The organism is Myxococcales bacterium (assembly GCA_016699535.1).
Lineage (GTDB): Bacteria > Myxococcota_A > Polyangia > Polyangiales.
On the sequence record CP064980.1, the window covers coordinates 1,862,003 to 1,878,100 of the forward strand.

Genomic DNA, 16,098 nt, shown 5'->3' on the forward strand with positions numbered 1-16,098 from the left:
CAATAGCGAGAAAAATAGGGCTTTTGATTATGGTGGGAACCAGTAGCGGTACTATGGCGTACAGATGCCCATAATCTTAGCGCCTACACCCCAGCCGGTGCCATCAAGGTTTTGGGCAGTGTAGCCGACCATGTAGGTACCGTTTGCAAGCGTGGTTAGCATCGTGCCGCCTTGTATACCTAGGGTCGTATCGTTGATTTGAAGTTCGCCGCCGTTCTTGAGTCCAGCATTGTCGAAGCTCTGGGCATAGATACCGTAGTCACTGCCGTCTTGCAGATAACTTTGCCAGCTCACTACGAAGCCACCACCATCGAAGGCCGCAACGGAAGGATAAACCTGATGATTGTTGGTTTCAGTGTTGACGAGAATTTCACCGCCTAGCTTGCTTGGTGGATTGGTGGAGGGATCAAAAATCTGGGCATACACACCGTAGTTTGATCCGTCCTGATTATTGCTCGACCACACAACCACGAAGTTTCCGTTGCTTAACGAAGCTACGGGATCAAAGTTGGCCATGTTGTCATTTGCATCGGTAAATTTCTGTTGATCTGCCGTCGTTGTATTGACCATAAACTGAGCGCTCACGGCGGTTCCACTCGTGTCATAGACGCGGCCATAAATTTCAAAGTTACTAAAGCTGCCATCGTCTTGCTGCCAAACAACAACGAGATCTCCAGTTGAAAGCCGCTCAACGCCGACACCGCCTTCGACCGAGAAGGCTCCACTGTTAACGCGTACTGGTGTGCCAATCGTTGTTCCCGATGCATCGTAGCGTTGGAACAACACTTCATACCAAGAACGCGTGTAAGCCACCATCCAGTCGTCGCTGCCATTGAGTAGCGTTCCTGCCGGGAAAAATTGGTTGTTCGCATTCGGGTCCACGATGAAAGATGCTCCGTTGGGTGTAAAATCGGCATTGAATAGTCTAGCGCGTATGCCGAAGCTGCCATTGCCTTGCAGATCCCAGCCATACCAAGTGACTACAAATCTTCCATTGTTGAGTGGAATGATGCTTTGTGAACTAGCAACCTCCTCGGCATCTTGGATTACGTTTGCTCCACCTATCGTGTTACCGAGCGCATCATAGTGGGTCACGTACAGGAGTTCTCCCCACGATGCACCGGAAGCATGGACTTCTGCCACGGTTCCGTCCGAGAGTCGTGCCGCTGTAAAGCCAAAATCGTCGATCGGGGTGTAGTTGTTCACCACAAACTCGGTTCCGGTAGCTGGGCACTCGGGGATCTCGTCCGAGCAAGCATTGGTGTAGGCTTTGGCAAAAACGCCATCACCGTTGCCGTCCGCTCCGTTCAGGTCATTCCAAGTGGCAAGGAAGCCATCGGCCGCGCAAGCCACATGCCCGGCCAATTGATGCCCGCTTGTGGTGTCATTGATGACAAACTCGCTTCCGACTTTGCTGAGATCCTGGTTGAAAATCTGACCCACGAAGGCGCTACCGCTGCCATCTTTGTTTTCGCTACTCCAAGCGGCGACCATGCCGCCATCGCCAAGTGGGCAAAGAACAGCATCAATTTGTTCGCCAGCTGTTGTGGTGTTAAGGCGCAACATGTCTCGAATCACCAAACCATCATTGGAAAATCGCAAAGCATAGACGCCGCGAAGATCGCCATCGGCATTGTCGGTATTATAGTCGTAACCTGTAAAGGAAAGCATTGGTGTGCCATCGCCTAACAACACTGGCATGAGTGCCGAGTCATAATGGGACGACAGGTCGGCCGGAATGCTGTCTATCGCCGAGTTTAGAGCGGTAGGTGGATTTGTGGCGGGACTATAGACTCGTGTGTATACAGTCGGCTGCCATCCGTCGTTCCAGATAGCCATGAAGTTACCATTGCTCAGGGTGAGTACACTGGTTGCGGAGATGTTTAGCCCGCCTGCGCTTACCGCCAGCTCGGCATGCAATGCCGTGGGCGGATTGCTCGAGGTATCGAACATGCGTACCATGGCGATGTGTCCGGTAACGGCATAGGTAAAGACAACGCGATTGCCACTAAGTACATCCACGGGATGAATGCCCGCTCTAAGTGTACCATAGCTTCCAGCGTAGCTGAGATTATCGAAATAGCCATTGGCTGCAGACACCTGGAAGATGGCGCTTGCGGCCGTGCCATCGTAGTTGTAGACACGTGCGAAAATAGGGTCACTGTTTCCATCGCGATCCCAGACCACCAAGAACCTATCCCCACCCAGATCCACACCGTAGGGCATCATGTCGAAAGGACCGGGACTAATAATCCAATCGCTAACTTCCTCTGTTCCGGAAGCATTAACAATGCGTCCGTGGATCGAGCGATCGCCCCCGAGTCCGCTGTAGAGCAAAACATAGTTTCCGTTTGCCAATAAGAAGGTAGACGGATGTCCTTGGTTGCCTATGGTATGTCCTGTATTAACGAGGAAATCGCCCGAGTCCGTCATTGCGCTAATGTTGCAAGCTAAGCACGCGCTGCAAGTGCTGCCGCCGCAGTCAACATCGGTCTCGTCTTGGTTTTGAATGCCATCGGAGCAGGTGGGAGCTTGGCAGATGTTGCCGTTGCAGACGCCCGATAAGCAATCGCTACTCACAAGACAGTCGGCTCCGTCGATGCAGCTTGGACATGCGTCTCCACCGCAATCAATGTCTGTTTCGCCTGATGATAGAAGGGCATCGACACAGCTTGCTGCGACGCATTGTTGCTGAACACATAACCCCGTGCTGCAGTCTTCGCCAGCTGTGCATCGTAGACCTTCCCCGCAAGCCCCGCATGTATCGCCACCGCAATCGATGTCAGTCTCGTCTTGGTTGTGAACGCCATCGAAGCAAGTGCCGGCGTTGTCAGCCTGAGTGTCACCGACAAAGGGATCGTAACCGATACGACCACAAGCCGAAAACGCACTAATTGCGAAGACGGACAGCAAAAATCCTTTGAAGCGCATACTGAGTAAAGTATGACACATCTTGCTTGTATGTAAAAAATAGCCGTGATATTGAATTTTGTGGTTATAGGCACCAGACAATTTGGGCAGGATTGAAGCTAGTTTACGATCGATTCCCTTTGCTACGTCACATTCTGCGCTTTAGCGAACCCGAGTAGGCTAAAAGGCTTGAATCGAAGGTATGAGAGCGTGCTGTTGTACGGGCTCGCTGGGGTTTTAGTTATCTGCAATATAGAGGCAGTTGCCTGAGTAGCTTGAGCCAGAATAGGTGGGCTCGCCCTGTCCCTCAACATAGTCCGGGTTGTTGCAAGCAAAGCATTGTGAGGTTGGGAGCTTCTCGGTGCTGTAGGCCGCGAACCTTCCTCCAATACACAAACCAGCAACGAGTCCGTAGGTATTGTGATAGGCACATTTCCAAGTGTAGTCGGATGATCCGTCAGCGCAGGGAGGTGTGGTATCGGCTGCGGAATAGCACTGTCCACCCATGGCGCGCCATGCGTCTTCGTCAAAACCGTGAATGCTTGCGTTGCCGTCTTTGTCCGTAAGGGTACAAGTTCGTTCTTCGTAGTATTCGGCATGAGCTTGTTGCTCTTCAGGGCTTGCAGACTGGTCAATCACGCGACTTAATCCCTCGGCTGTCGGTTGCAGTGCACTCGGATCATGCTGTGGTCGATATCGGAACTCTGGATCGGAGGCGCCTCTTATTTCGTTGAGGACGGGGAACACGTATTTGCCCGGACAAGTAGTCACGTTATTCTTGGTTTCGCCATGGCCTCTTAGGCAAAAGCCGCCGTCTTCGCTTTCATTTTCATCGTCAGGGTTTGCGCAGTGTGCGTGCCTGCCCTCTAGATCGATATCAAACCCCAAGGTGGTGGTGATGTAGCCAAGCAGGTCTTTTAGTGCGCTCTTCATGGCTAAACTTGGCTCTTCTTGCTCATAGTTACCCATGAGCGCAATACCGATATTGCCATCGTTTTGATACGCTGTGTGCGAACCGATGTATTCAATGGGCCGTCCTTCGTAAATCGTGCCTGAAGGAGCGATAAGGAAGTGGTACCCCACGTCACACCACCACGACTCTTCGTATTCGTTGGCGACGCGGCTTCGGTGGTAAGCTAGAATACTTCGGGCCGAACTCTCGCCATCGGTCACATCGTGTTGGTCGGTGTGATGTACCGTAATTCGGTATCGTGGTACCTTATCGATGGCTTCACATTGTGTTTCTGAGTTGCCATTGATCCAGGTATCTCGAGACACTGGAGCCGTAAGTGCGTCGGAGGCTTCGCCTATGCCAAACTCGGCAGCCGGCGTGCATCCAAAGGATAGGGCTATCAAACAGAGTGCAGTCTGATGTAAACGAATTTGAGTCATACGCTCACATGGTAGCAAGAAGTAAGCCAAAGGCATGGCAAAAAGTACCAAAAAAAACGAAGTAATTTCATGCGGGCTTGACTTGCAAATGTGCTCCGAGTCCCCAGTCTGGGGTCAGTGTACCCAAAGGTGAGGTCACATGACCCCAGATCTTCTCGTTGGTACTCGTTAATGGTTGAGCGGGCATTTCCTAACTTTGGCTTCTCGGTTTTCGTCGGCAAATACCGTCGTCGTTGTGTCTTTGCTTTAGTTGCATCCGCATAGTGAGTCATCGCAATAGCGCACATTGTATCTTCTGTCTTCTTGATACGACATCAGGGTACAGATCCATCACTGCATGTGTGTTTGTTGCTCTTTAGGTCGATGCTCGTAGTTTGAATTTAACTCGAATTACCGTACAGTTAACCTTGGCTTGGCTACAGACCCATGTGTCATATGGCTTTAGTCGCAAACGAGGCATGAACAGGTCTAGGATTGTAGTTGTTGGATTTTGTTTTTTTGCGGGATGTTCGTCCTTCGATCCGGGGTTAGTTTCGAGCGATTCTGGCGTCAATGAAACGGGCAGTGACGTTTCAGTCGATTTGGATGCTTCCATTGGCTCCGATGTGTTTGTGCCGCCACCTCCGGATTGCGTGCCGAGCACTGAAATCTGCAATGGCAACGACGATGATTGCGACGGTTACACGGATGAAGACTTTGCTTTTACTTCCGATCCGAACAACTGCGGTCAATGCGGCACGGTCTGCGATACCGGATCATGCAGCAACAGTACTTGCGATACCATCGAGGTTGCCGAAACGTCATCGGGAATCTCGAGCCTAAGCAATACAGTACAAGTTTCTGCGCTGACTGCTGCAAGCTCCGACTTGTATTTGCTTGCGGTTACTATGCGAGATCCAACAGCTGCTTCAGTTCAGTCCGTTAGTGGAATGGGTTTGTCTTGGAGTTTGCTTCGCTATCAATGCTCTGGGCGTATTACCCAGCAACTCGAGCTTTGGGTGGCTTCAGGTACGCCTGTTTCATCGGATATCATCGTTACGGTGAATAATACTGTACGATCGATTGCAAGTGTCGCTTTCCGCGTTTCTTTTTTGGATAGCAAAAGTGTAGGGGACTTGGAATCAAGCAACACGCTGGGTTCTCAATTCTGCTCAGGTGGAACGGACTCCAGTAGCTACTCCATCGACCTTGATCTTACCCTTGCCGATTCTCTTGTCATTTCGGTTGCCGCGATGCGGGAAAAGGGACATCTCCCGGGATCTGGTTTTGTCGAACACGCTGAGATTTACGCAGGCAGCAGTGGCGATGTGGCCAGCGTTTCGATTGCTTCGAAACCGGCAAGCGCTGCGGGTGTCTTCAACGTTTCGGGTAATTTTACGAACAACGTGGACTGGTCCGTAATTGCTTTTTCACTGCGGTAGAGCAGTGCTCTTTTATTTGTGCTTTTCAAGAGGTAACCTTCTGATCCTAAAACAATCGAAGATTGGGAGATGAGTCATGGCAGATAATGCATCCTCTAAAATAGCACTCGTTACAGGTGCCAATCGCGGTATTGGTTTTGAAGTGTGCAAGCAGCTCGGCAAACAAGGGCACCATGTCATTGTGGGTGCGCGTGATGAGCACAAAGGGCAAGAGGCGCAGCAAGCTTTGCAACAAGAAGGTATTGAAGCCATGCATGTTGTACTCGAAGTAACCGATTCTCAAAGCATTCGTGCTGCCGCGGAATACTTACGCACCAAGTTTGGTCGAATCGACGTGCTTATCAACAATGCCGGTGTTTTCTTGGATCAGCACGAAGCAAGCGAAGAGCATCCTGCATCGGCACTGGGAACGGACATCGATGTCATTCGTCGCACGCTTGAGATTAATACCTTCGCACCGCTTGCGCTTTGCCAGGCCTTTATCCCGGGCATGCTCGAAGGTGGTTACGGTCGGGTGGTCAACGTTTCAAGTGGCTTAGGGCAACTCTCTGAGATGAACGGCGGCAACCCAGCGTATCGCATTTCAAAAACCGCACTGAATGCTGTGACAAAGATTCTTGCTGATGAACTTAGAGAAAGTTCAGTGAAAGTTAATTCAGTGTGTCCAGGTTGGGTTCAAACCGACATGGGCGGTCCAAATGCGACCCGCAAAGTGCAAGAGGGAGCTTCGGGGATTGTTTGGGCTGCGACTTTGCCCGATGACGGGCCGTCGGGCGGATTTTTCCGAGATGGGAAAGCCATCGCTTGGTAGTGAGTATTTTAGAAAAAAAATTACCTAGGACTATTCCTGCGCATGAACGATTGATAGCAGGCGTTGCGCTTGTGTTGCGTCAAACTAAGAGCGGATCAGAGCTGCTCATGATTGAACGTGCCGAACGCCATGGCGATCCATGGTCAGGACACATGGCTTTTCCCGGAGGCAGGGCTCAACGCGAAGATAAGACCCTCACGGACACGGTTCTGCGAGAGGTCCACGAGGAAATCGGATGGGATCTCACCCAGCAAGCGGAGTATTTGGGGCATTTGGGACCTTTGCCAATCCGAGCTCGAGGAGGGCTAACGGGCGAAGAACTGCTGCCTTTGGTCTTTGATTTGCGAGAAGAGCGCGATTTTGTACTTAATGAAGAAGTTAATGAAGTGTTTTGGTTTCCACTTCAAGCGTTTGGTTCGGACGATTTCCGCATTACCTTCCCGTACCTGCACGAAGGCAAGAGCTATGATCTTCCTGCTTATCTTATGCGCAATAAACGCATCTGGGGATTGAGCTATCGCATGATTCAACGCTTGCTAGGGTAGCTGTGTTCTACCAGGCAAACTGCATTTGCTTAGCGGCTATCGTTCGAGTGCTTGAGGCAGACGGAATGCTCAAAAGGTGAGGGAGGGAATCGCCAAGCAGTAAATCCACGTTGCTGCGCAACAAGGCTTGCGAAGCTGCTTGATGCGCAAGTTCGGGTAGGTTGTTTTTCTTTGAAAGGTGCATGAGCACCACACGTTTGGTTTTTGGGCTGAGTCCTTCAAGAGAACTCGCGCATTGTTCATTGGAAAGGTGTCCGTACCCCGATCGGACACGTTCTTGGATGTGAGGAGGGTAGGGTCCGTTTTTTAGCATACTCGGATCGTAGTTCGACTCGATCATGAGTGTGTGACAGTCTTTGATGTGCTCACCTAAGTTCGGAGGGATGGCGCCAAGATCGGTGACAAGCGCTGCGCGAGCTTCTTGGTGTGAAAAGACCAGCGCCACTTGGGGCGCATCGTGCGGCACTTCCATGGGATGAATATCGAGGGTGCCAATTCGGAAGGGTGTGTTTTTACCGTAGATGCGCTGTTTGACGTAATGGTCGAGTTTGATGCCTCGCTCCGTGGCTTCGGTCATGTACAAGGTTGCATCAAAGGCATGCGCACACGCGCCAGCAAAGCCGCTGTGATCGGAATGCGCGTGCGTGACTAGAACAGCGTCAATCGTGGCGGGAGGCCGTGCCAGTGTGCCAAGCATTTTTTTTAGTGGTCCCGGACGAACACCCGCATCAACGAGGATGGTAGTGTCGGGGCTTTGCACCAAGCAGGCATTGCCACTGCTGCCGCTTGCTAGAATCGTGATCTGCACTGGGGCCCACGTTACAGTTTTTTGATCGGAGGTCAAGAATGACTGTGACGGTGTTCGTGATCAGGTTTAGCCAAAAAATCGCCTACGGTGCGAAACCATGCGCCTACGCCAACGCGCCACATGCTCATCAAAATCAAGAGTGCCAAGATCGCAGTTGCGGCATAAGTGCTAAGATCGTGAGCATATAAATGCGTATCTTCAATGACCTGTTCGGTCACAAGTGGAATGGGGCTTAGGTTAACAAACACTGCAATCAGCCAGCAGAGCAAGATAAGGGCGCCCAGGCCGCCGAAAGTCGCTTTTGCGCCAATTGATCGCGTAAGAAACCCACCGTCGCAATGTTGGTAGCGGGGCCGAGCAGCAAGGCTGTAAGCGCAGCGCCGGCCGAAAGCCCTTTACTCATGAGAACAGCAGCAAGAGGTGTAGCCGAGGCTGCACATACGTAGCTCGGCACGGCAATGATGGTTACTACGAGTACGTCCACGCCGCTGCTTGCCATGCGATACAGCGCTCCGTTCGGTAAAACCGCCTGCACGTAAGCTGCAACAACTAGGCCGGCAACGGTCCATGGGCCGATATGCAAAAGTAGTTCATTCAGATGTCCCCAGAAACGCACGAACACTGAGGATGTTGTTTTGTCTGCTACTGGGCTGCTGGGGGTAGAAGCTGTTTGCTCTAGTGATTTTTCGGTTTTTCTATGCTCCCCGGTGAGTCTGGAGATAACGAGTGCTGCAAAGATGGCCACAGCAACCGCTGCGACAAGGCGAATAGCGGCAAGGTGCCAGCCTAAAAAGCGGGCGGTTAGCGCAAGGGTTTCAATTCCGAGTTCCGGCGTTGCAAGCAAAAACGCAACCACGAGTGCGGCGCTCGCGCCTCGGTCACGCAAAGACTTCGTGATTGGAAGGACTCCGCATGCGCAAATAGGCAGCGGTGCGCCGATGATAGCCCCGCGCGTGGCTTGACGAAGCGAGCTGCCTTTGCCCAACCATCGCATCGGCAGTCGAGAGCCTAAGAGCTGCAGCGCGGCAGCAATCAGCATACCAACGAGCAGCGTCGGTGCGGTATCGAAGGTAAGCTCGAGCCAGGCTTTTCCAATTGAAGTGCGTACTTCGCTGATGGTGTGCTGGGCACCTTGGTGGTGAATCGTTCCGAGGTAGACAATTAACAGAGCAGCAGCGACGGCGCCGAAGTCAAGAGCGCGCATACGTGTGTTGCTCGGTTTGGAACGCGGGATATCATGGGCGACAATGTGAATGAGTAGGCCCGCAACAGCTGCAGTCACCCAGGGACCAAAGTCTTCAAGAATGTGAGAAGGAACAAGTCCAGATAGGGTAACGCCTGTGACGGTTGCAAAAAGTAACCACAACGATCTCCATGCAGCAGCTTTCCAGCCAAGTTGACTTCGGCAGGCAACAATCGCGAGTGCGGTCACCGGTATCGAGTGCGCCGCGATGGCAATTGGTACGCTAAATGACACACCACTGTCTCCTGCGCTAAGAACGTAAGCTCCCAAAGCAATGCCGTCGCCCATTTGATGAGCCGCCAAGCCGATGAAAGCAAGCTCAAGGCCTAGGCGATGGCTTTCGTCATGATGGTTGTGGTGGTGATCTGTTTTGCCAACCGTAGCGCTGTAGATCCATTCGAGCAAGGCCGGTAAGGCAAGCGCTACCAAAAAGGCGCCGAGCCCCCAGATTCCCAGATCGGTGAGAGCTTCAGGTAACAACTGGACTAGCACCACGAGCAAAGCTGATGAAAGGGCAAAGGTGTGTACGGGCCGCAGGCTGAGGGCTTTGTTTTTGCCCACCAGGCCGACAAGCGCACCGATAGCAACGGATAAAGGAGCAATGATAAAAGCAAGTAGCATGGTGCCTTTGGAAAGAACGCTACCCTATCACAAGCACTGCCTTGCTTAAAACGAAAAGTCAAAACGATGCATCTTCTCGAAGGTATCGCCTGAATTATTCATGCGGTGGCTTCTGGATACATCGACAAAATGTAGGTAAATAGCCCCACATGAACAGAGTTTGTGTGTATTGTGGCTCGCGCTTTGGAAAACATGACGCCTATAAAGTGGCCGCGCAGAAGATGGGTGAATTGATTGCGACGTCGGGAGTTACCTTGGTTTACGGCGGAGCATCTCGTGGGCTTATGGGGGAGCTTGCCAGTTCGGCTATGAAGCACGGCGGCAAGGTCATTGGCGTGATTCCCGAAGCCTTGGTTGAAAAAGAGATAGCTCATGAAGCGCTTAGTGAACTGCAGGTGGTTCCCGACATGCATGTTCGCAAAGCTACGATGTCTACATTAGCCGATGCTTTTATTGCATTGCCTGGCGGCGCAGGGACGTTGGAAGAGTTTTTTGAGATGTTCACATGGTGGCAAGTAGGCTTTCACAAAAAGCCCATTGCGGTAGCTAACATTGAAGGTTTTTATGATCCGCTTATCTCACTCTTTGAAAAGGCGGTGTCTGAAGGTTTTGTTGAACAACAATGGGTTGATCGATTGCTTATCGAATCCGATCTTGAAAGACTGTGGGCAAAACTTCTAGCGAATTTTGCACCTTAGACACAAGCGAAGCGGCTCATTCGTTTTCGATCTGAGCACTAGCTTCGCTGAATTTCCGAGGAAGAGAGATAGTGAAAGCGTAGCAGCAGAAATAAGGCCACAGCAGTAAGTCCAGCGCTTAGACCCCACCAGAGGCCTTGGGCGCCCCAACCCAGGACAAAGGCTAGTGCAACACCCACAGGTAAACCAATTAAATAGTGTCCTACGAGATTAGAGAGCAAGGGTATTCGTGTATCACCTGCGCCACGCAGCGCACCGGCCGCGACGGCTTGGATCCCGTCGGACAGTTGAAAAATTGCCGCAATCATTAGAAGCTTGCCGGCTGCATGGATGACGGGCTGTTGATTGGTGAGCCACGCAGCAAGAAATTCTGGCAGCGTCCAAAATAAGAGCGAAGCTGTCGCCATAACCGTGGTGGATGTAGCGATGGCGATAAAGCCTGCACGCCTCGCGCTTGGAGTGTCACCTGCGCCAATGCGGTTTCCGACCATGACGCTCGCTGCTGCGCCAATACCAAGTGCAAGATTAAAAGTCGCTGCAGCGAATGTTATCGCGACGTGATGAGATGCCAATGCACGTGGGCCTAGGTTGGCCATAAGGATATGAACGATAGTAAACACCCCAAACTCGGCCAGCAGTTGCAGTCCAATGGGAGTGCCCAAGGTGGCTATGCGTCGCATGATCGCCATTTCCGGAGCTCGACGTTGCGGTAACTTGTGTTGCTCTAGCAAATGAATGCTGACGCTGACCCAAACAAGTTGAACCACAATGCATAGGGTGCTTGCCCAAGCGGCACCAGCGACTCCAAAGCCATCAAAGCCGATAGCAGGAAGACCAAAGCGTGTCATTCCTTGGTCGCCGAATACCAAATACCAACTTGCCGGGATGTTGATGATGTTTGCTAGAAGAATGGCAATCATCAACGGTTTTGTGTGACTATGCGCCTGCAAGAAACTTCGCCATGCTGAAAAAACAAGCAAAGGAAGTAGTCCTGGGAGGCGAGCAAACAAGTAAGCGCGTGTATGCTCAGCACTCTTAACATCCAAACCAAAGCTTTCAATCTTGAAAGTAAGCAGGGCAATGACCACTCCGAGTGGTATGCTTAACAAAATTGCAATCCACATCCCCTGCCAACGAAGTCGGTCGGCATGAGCATGTTCCTCGGCTCCGATGGCTTGGGCCAGAAGAGGATCGAGTCCCATCATGATGCCGCTTCCCAGGACGGTAACCACAAAAAATACAGCGTGGCCCATTCCTACTGCGCCAAGTTCAATTTCGCCCAAACGCCCTACAACGGCCGTGTCCACCGCGCCAAGTGTCATCGTGCCAAAATGGAAAGTGGCAAGCGGCAGAGCAAGTTGAATGAGCCGTTTTAGTTCATCTACGGTATGTCGCTGGGCCGTCATAAAGCTGATAACGAACGGAGATACAAGGAAAGGGTGCTTAGAGCCACCTGCTGGATTTGAACCAGCGACCGCACGCACGAGGAAAAAAGCGGAGGCGTGAGAGCGCGGAGCGCCTCATCTTGAGGGCGTGTACTGAGTTATTCATGGGAAACATAGCAACGGAGCCACCTACTGGATTTGAACCAGCGACCTACGGTTTACGAAACCGTTGCTCTACCGGGCTGAGCTAAGGTGGCAGTGAGCGGAAGTCGGCGGCTTTGCTCCCGACGACACCAAACGTGGGGGAGTATGCAGTAAGCGTGGTTTTTATGCCAGCAAAGCAAGATGCTTAAAGTTCTTCTTCAGGTTCGTCATCGTCATCGAGATCGAGGTCTGCATTGTCAGTTATGACGTCGTCGTCATCGGATGCCGTTTCCTCGTCCTCGTCGTCGTCTTCCTCTTCGAACTCATGGTCGGTGTACTGAACTTCGAGACCTGCTTCAGAAAGCTGCGCTTCAAGAAGCTCTAGAAGTTCATCCACATCGTCACCCGACCATTCGTCGAGAAGCTCGGAGAGCAAATCGTAGAAATCGCCGCTGTTGATGCGTCTTTCCATTTCCTCGATTTCGCCTTCGGAAAATGCGTCAATGATATCCTCGCGCAGAGTTTCGGTGTCGCCTTCCTGAATCGCATCGGCGGCAGAAAGCCGGATCTGTTTGAGTGCCCGTCGGTCCAGAAAAATTTCCATTTCGGCAATCCCGATAGATCAAGGCGAAGCAGGCTGTCAATAATCTATTTGCACATAGGAAAAAGAAGCCTGGCCTTGGAGGCCAGCCAGACGGTAGGATGCCGCCATGCGTTGGGTGCTATTGTGGGACAAAGCTGTGGTTTTTTGCTTGTTTTTGAGCATTTGCTTTTTTGCCGCTGGGGCGGATGCCCAGCAAAATAAAAAGAGCGGTGGGACAGCCGTCCTCGACCAAATTCCTAGGCTGGGTGGCGAATTGCACCTTTCGTCGGTCTTTCCGTTTCTAAACGGCGATTTTTGTCCAGCCGGGGCAGGCTGCGTTTTGGATCAGGGCTTGGGGATCGGTGTGAGTGTGGAGCGGCGCTGGCTTAGCGGACTTTCCTTTGCGCTTGGTTATGATCTTTGGCTGCTCGATACCGATAGCGTGTACGAGCAGGGCGTAATGCAGTTTTTTTACGGTGCTGCGCGTTTTTATTTTCTTCCAACCCACGAACTCCACCCTTATTTGAGTGCAGGTTTTGGTGCGCAGATGTTTGGCGATACCTTTAAGGTAGCCACGGTCGGACCGGCAGCACAGATCCTTTTGGGCTCAGAGTGGGAGATGAATTCGTCGCTTGGCTTCACGGCCGCACTCGGGGCCAGGCTTTTTAGGTTGGCTTCCTTTACGACAGCGAGTGATGGGGTCGAACGTGAGCCTGGTGGCAGCATAAGTGCGATGTTGACCTTACAAATTGGTCTTAGTGTGCTAGTTCTCTGAGCCGCTTCGAGGCAGGGGCGAGGCCGCGAAGCCAAAGAATCAATTGATATGCCCAAAATTCTCGGTTTTTTAAATGCAAAACAAATCCATGCCAAAGCACTTGGCTACTACTGATCACTATGTGTCCATGACCGGCGATGCCGTATCCTCGGAATGGGATCCAACTCTAACGATGCAACTTGTTTGCAGCGGCTGCAGTATTGAAAATCCAAGCCACATGCGTTTTTGCAAGCAGTGTGGGACGCGTCTTTCGGTTATCGATCCAGAAGGTCGTTTAGAAAAGGCGCCTCTCACCAAGCCTGCTTTGGCGCAAGATTACCTTCCGGAGGAAGGTCGCTTGGTTTCGGTCGGAAGCAATGGTGTTGACGGTAAAACTTACCCACTTACGAGCAACCAGATCGACATTGGTTCTCAAGACGGAGATGTCATTTTTGGTGACGACCCCTATCTTTCCGCGCGGCATGCTCGTTTTCTGAGGGATGCGCAAGGGTTTCGCGTTATCGATCTTGCAAGCGTTAATGGTGTGTTTTTACGTGTGAAGCAGAGTGTTCCGCTTGAGCAGGGCGATACGATTCTTATTGGTCAGCAAGTGTTGCGTTTCGAGATCGGGGCGAAGCCAAGCACAAGCCTTGGTCCAGCTTTTCGCCGTGGCGTGAAGGTTTTTGGAACTCCAGAAGTTTCCAGATTGGCCTGGCTTGTGCAATATATTACCGAAGGTGTCGATCGTGACGCGTACTGTCTCTATAGAGAGGAGACAATCTTGGGTAGGGAAAGTGGCGACATAGTGTTTACTGACGATCCCTTCTTATCTCGAAGGCATGCCTCAATTACCTATGATGCCGATAAAAAAGGCTTTTCTTTGACGGATTTGGGCTCTTCCAACGGGACCGGTTTAAAAATTCGCGGAGAAAGCCGCCTAAGATCTGGCGATCAGATTCGGATTGGGCGACAATTGCTTAGATTCGAATTGTTGAACGACGTCCAGAGCGAGGAAAGGTACGACTGAGGATGCAACGGGACCAAGGCGGTAGCCACCCTCCGGACCAATCGAAAGACGGCCAGGGAACCCCTTCAGCTTCGGAGCGCGCGGGTTCGACAGCGCCGTTTGAGGTGGAGACCGTACGTCCGCCAGATGCTACGGACACAAAACTCATTCATCAACGCGATACGATTGAAGGTGTTGACGGCCACCACATTGAGATTCGTCTCTTTGGTGCAACAGATGTGGGTCTCGTTCGCGAACACAACGAAGACAATTTGCTGATTGCGGATCTCGACACCGGCAGAAAAGATTTTAAGGACGCTTCACTCCTAAGTCATGGCGTAGGCTCCAAAGGTACGATTCTAGCTGTGTGCGATGGAATGGGCGGAGCGGCTGCGGGGAAGTTGCTAGCCAAATGGCCGTCGACATTATTTACGATTGCATGTCCGGCGCTCCAGAGCCCCAAGACCGGGACGTTTTTGCGAACCGTTTGGTCAAAGCCATGGTCCGAGCCGGTGAGCGTATCTTTCTTGAAGCGAGCAATAATCGCAATCGCCGTGGGATGGGAACCACCGGAACCGCTGCTGGACTAATCGACGATACCTTGTTTGTCGCTCAAGTGGGCGATAGCCGTGCTTATCTTTTACGTGATGGCAAATTGAGTCTTATCACTAAAGATCAATCGTTGGTTAACCAACTTATCGAAGCAGGTCAGCTCACCGAAGAGGAAGCTGAGGCCTTTGAGCACTCCAACATTATTTTGCAAGCGCTTGGCACTACCGAAGAAGTTCAGGTGGACTTAACCTTTGCGCAACTTAGGCAGGCTGACCGCTTGCTTATTTGCTCTGATGGTCTTTCTGGCTTGGTGCACGATTCGGCCATCGAGGAAATTCTTCATCAAGAAAAAGATCCTCGATTGGCTTGTGAAAAACTCATCAGGCTAGCCCACAGTGGCGGTGGCCATGACAACATTACGGTGATTGTCGCAGATTTTTTTGGTCCCGGGCTTAAGTCTGCGGATGACAAGGCCGAAGTCCAGTATCAACAATATCCCTTGCCTCCCGACGTTGAACGTGAAGGGGTGCCTCAAACGCGAAAGCTTCGTGTTGATCGGGCTGCTGAAGCGACTGAGCCGATTGGCTTTCATGACACTGTACCGGTTTCCGGTGGCCCTGGCGTACATCTGAAACGCTTGGGTGTATTTTTGATTTCAACGGCGCTGTTGGGCGGACTTGTTTTTTTGTTGATGCTTTCCTGGCCGAGTATTCATCGGCATTTCTTTCGGAATGCCGGTAAGAATGCTATTTCTTCGGGTGAATCGTCAACAATGAGACCACACGATCCGGCTGCTGAACTTGTCGAAGTACGAGTGCGGACGGATGCCGAAGATGCGCTGCTCTATGTCGATGGTGAGCGTTACGGTGAACTGCCGGCTCAAGAAGATCTAAGCTTACTGTTTCCTCCTGGAGCCTATCGTTTCGAAGCGCGAAGCCGTGGCAGTGTCGTTGCTGCCACCCTTGTTACGGTGGAGCCCGGGGCTACTGCTGACGTTGCCCTCAACTTGCCAACAGGAGAAAGTAACCAAGTTCGGCGAAACCAAGCGCCGGTGCTCCTTGAGCCTAACGCGAACCCAGAGCTTCAAGAAGTTCCTCCGGCTGAGCCCTACGATGAGGCTCCTCCCCAAGAGCAAACCCCAACCCTCGCCCCAGCGCCCCAGCGAGTGCCGCCTCGAGAGCAGCCCCCTGCTGAGTCCCCACCGTCCCCACCAGCTGAGCCTTAA

General features: G+C 51.9%; 14 protein-coding genes and 1 tRNA gene. 7 read left to right on the forward strand and 8 right to left on the reverse strand.

Annotation, left to right across the window (positions count from 1 at the left end; genetic code table 11):
• Positions 1-51 precede the first annotated feature (51 nt).
• Both IPJ88_08845 and IPJ88_08850 read right to left on the reverse strand, forming a co-directional pair.
• Complete coding sequence (locus IPJ88_08845) at positions 52-2,931, reverse strand: hypothetical protein (protein ID QQR91790.1); 2,880 nt, start codon at positions 2,929-2,931, stop codon at positions 52-54.
• Between the two features lie 216 nt (positions 2,932-3,147).
• Positions 3,148-4,302, reverse strand: a complete 1,155-nt coding sequence (locus tag IPJ88_08850) for an N-acetylmuramoyl-L-alanine amidase (protein ID QQR91791.1) — start codon at positions 4,300-4,302, stop codon at positions 3,148-3,150.
• Between the two features lie 458 nt (positions 4,303-4,760).
• Here IPJ88_08850 and IPJ88_08855 point away from each other — a divergent pair, with 458 nt between their 5' ends.
• From IPJ88_08855 to IPJ88_08865, 3 genes are all read left to right on the forward strand, one after another.
• On the forward strand, positions 4,761-5,723 hold the full coding sequence (locus IPJ88_08855) for a hypothetical protein (GenBank protein QQR91792.1): 963 nt from the start codon (positions 4,761-4,763) through the stop codon (positions 5,721-5,723).
• Positions 5,724-5,799: 76 nt separating this feature from the next.
• Positions 5,800-6,534: an SDR family oxidoreductase gene (locus IPJ88_08860; protein QQR91793.1), complete on the forward strand. Its 735-nt coding sequence runs from the start codon at positions 5,800-5,802 to the stop codon at positions 6,532-6,534.
• Complete coding sequence (locus IPJ88_08865; GenBank protein QQR91794.1) at positions 6,534-7,079, forward strand: CoA pyrophosphatase; 546 nt, start codon at positions 6,534-6,536, stop codon at positions 7,077-7,079. The genes IPJ88_08860 and IPJ88_08865 overlap by 1 nt, the downstream gene beginning before the upstream one ends.
• Positions 7,080-7,086: 7 nt before the next feature.
• Here IPJ88_08865 and IPJ88_08870 read toward each other — a convergent pair whose 3' ends face one another.
• Genes IPJ88_08870 through IPJ88_08880 form a run of 3 tightly spaced genes read right to left on the reverse strand, consistent with a single transcriptional unit; the run spans position 7,087 to position 9,751 of the window.
• Complete coding sequence (locus IPJ88_08870; GenBank protein QQR91795.1) at positions 7,087-7,887, reverse strand: MBL fold metallo-hydrolase; 801 nt, start codon at positions 7,885-7,887, stop codon at positions 7,087-7,089.
• A 32-nt stretch (positions 7,888-7,919) separates the two neighbouring features.
• On the reverse strand, positions 7,920-8,135 hold the full coding sequence (locus IPJ88_08875; protein ID QQR91796.1) for a hypothetical protein: 216 nt from the start codon (positions 8,133-8,135) through the stop codon (positions 7,920-7,922).
• A gap of 5 nt (positions 8,136-8,140) precedes the next feature.
• Positions 8,141-9,751 (reverse strand): permease, encoded by a 1,611-nt coding sequence (locus IPJ88_08880; GenBank protein QQR91797.1) that lies wholly within the window; start codon positions 9,749-9,751, stop codon positions 8,141-8,143.
• A 149-nt stretch (positions 9,752-9,900) separates the two neighbouring features.
• Between IPJ88_08880 and IPJ88_08885 the strand changes: the two genes are divergently transcribed.
• The gene (locus IPJ88_08885; GenBank protein ID QQR91798.1) at positions 9,901-10,449 is read left to right on the forward strand and encodes a TIGR00730 family Rossman fold protein; all 549 of its coding nucleotides are present in this window, start codon (positions 9,901-9,903) and stop codon (positions 10,447-10,449) included.
• A gap of 38 nt (positions 10,450-10,487) precedes the next feature.
• Here the strand turns inward: IPJ88_08885 and IPJ88_08890 are convergent, their stop codons facing one another.
• From IPJ88_08890 to IPJ88_08900, 3 genes are all read right to left on the reverse strand, one after another.
• A complete protein-coding gene (locus IPJ88_08890; GenBank protein ID QQR91799.1) occupies positions 10,488-11,855 on the reverse strand; it encodes an MATE family efflux transporter in 1,368 nt (455 codons plus the stop codon).
• Between the two features lie 162 nt (positions 11,856-12,017).
• A tRNA-Thr gene (locus IPJ88_08895) sits at positions 12,018-12,091 on the reverse strand.
• Positions 12,092-12,183: 92 nt separating this feature from the next.
• Complete coding sequence (locus tag IPJ88_08900; GenBank protein QQR91800.1) at positions 12,184-12,582, reverse strand: hypothetical protein; 399 nt, start codon at positions 12,580-12,582, stop codon at positions 12,184-12,186.
• 106 nt (positions 12,583-12,688) lie between these two features.
• Here IPJ88_08900 and IPJ88_08905 point away from each other — a divergent pair, with 106 nt between their 5' ends.
• The 3 genes from IPJ88_08905 to IPJ88_08915 all read left to right on the forward strand — a co-directional run bounded on the left by IPJ88_08905 (position 12,689) and on the right by IPJ88_08915 (position 16,098).
• Positions 12,689-13,336: a hypothetical protein gene (locus IPJ88_08905; protein QQR91801.1), complete on the forward strand. Its 648-nt coding sequence runs from the start codon at positions 12,689-12,691 to the stop codon at positions 13,334-13,336.
• A gap of 88 nt (positions 13,337-13,424) precedes the next feature.
• Positions 13,425-14,342, forward strand: a complete 918-nt coding sequence (locus IPJ88_08910; protein QQR91802.1) for an FHA domain-containing protein — start codon at positions 13,425-13,427, stop codon at positions 14,340-14,342.
• Between the two features lie 391 nt (positions 14,343-14,733).
• Positions 14,734-16,098 carry a protein phosphatase 2C domain-containing protein gene (locus IPJ88_08915; protein QQR91803.1) on the forward strand — a complete coding sequence of 455 codons (1,365 nt, stop codon included), beginning with the start codon at positions 14,734-14,736 and terminating at the stop codon, positions 16,096-16,098.

Coding starts and splice junctions, on each gene's coding strand:
- IPJ88_08910 (QQR91802.1), top strand. CDS start 13,425: ATGCCAAAGCACTTGGCTACTACTGATCACTATGTGTCCATGACCGGC.
- IPJ88_08850 (QQR91791.1), bottom strand. CDS start 4,302: ATGACTCAAATTCGTTTACATCAGACTGCACTCTGTTTGATAGCCCTA.
- IPJ88_08855 (QQR91792.1), top strand. CDS start 4,761: ATGAACAGGTCTAGGATTGTAGTTGTTGGATTTTGTTTTTTTGCGGGA.
- IPJ88_08900 (QQR91800.1), bottom strand. CDS start 12,582: ATGGAAATTTTTCTGGACCGACGGGCACTCAAACAGATCCGGCTTTCT.
- IPJ88_08905 (QQR91801.1), top strand. CDS start 12,689: ATGCGTTGGGTGCTATTGTGGGACAAAGCTGTGGTTTTTTGCTTGTTT.
- IPJ88_08880 (QQR91797.1), bottom strand. CDS start 9,751: ATGCTACTTGCTTTTATCATTGCTCCTTTATCCGTTGCTATCGGTGCG.
- IPJ88_08885 (QQR91798.1), top strand. CDS start 9,901: ATGAACAGAGTTTGTGTGTATTGTGGCTCGCGCTTTGGAAAACATGAC.
- IPJ88_08890 (QQR91799.1), bottom strand. CDS start 11,855: ATGACGGCCCAGCGACATACCGTAGATGAACTAAAACGGCTCATTCAA.
- IPJ88_08860 (QQR91793.1), top strand. CDS start 5,800: ATGGCAGATAATGCATCCTCTAAAATAGCACTCGTTACAGGTGCCAAT.
- IPJ88_08845 (QQR91790.1), bottom strand. CDS start 2,931: ATGCGCTTCAAAGGATTTTTGCTGTCCGTCTTCGCAATTAGTGCGTTT.
- IPJ88_08915 (QQR91803.1), top strand. CDS start 14,734: ATGGCCGTCGACATTATTTACGATTGCATGTCCGGCGCTCCAGAGCCC.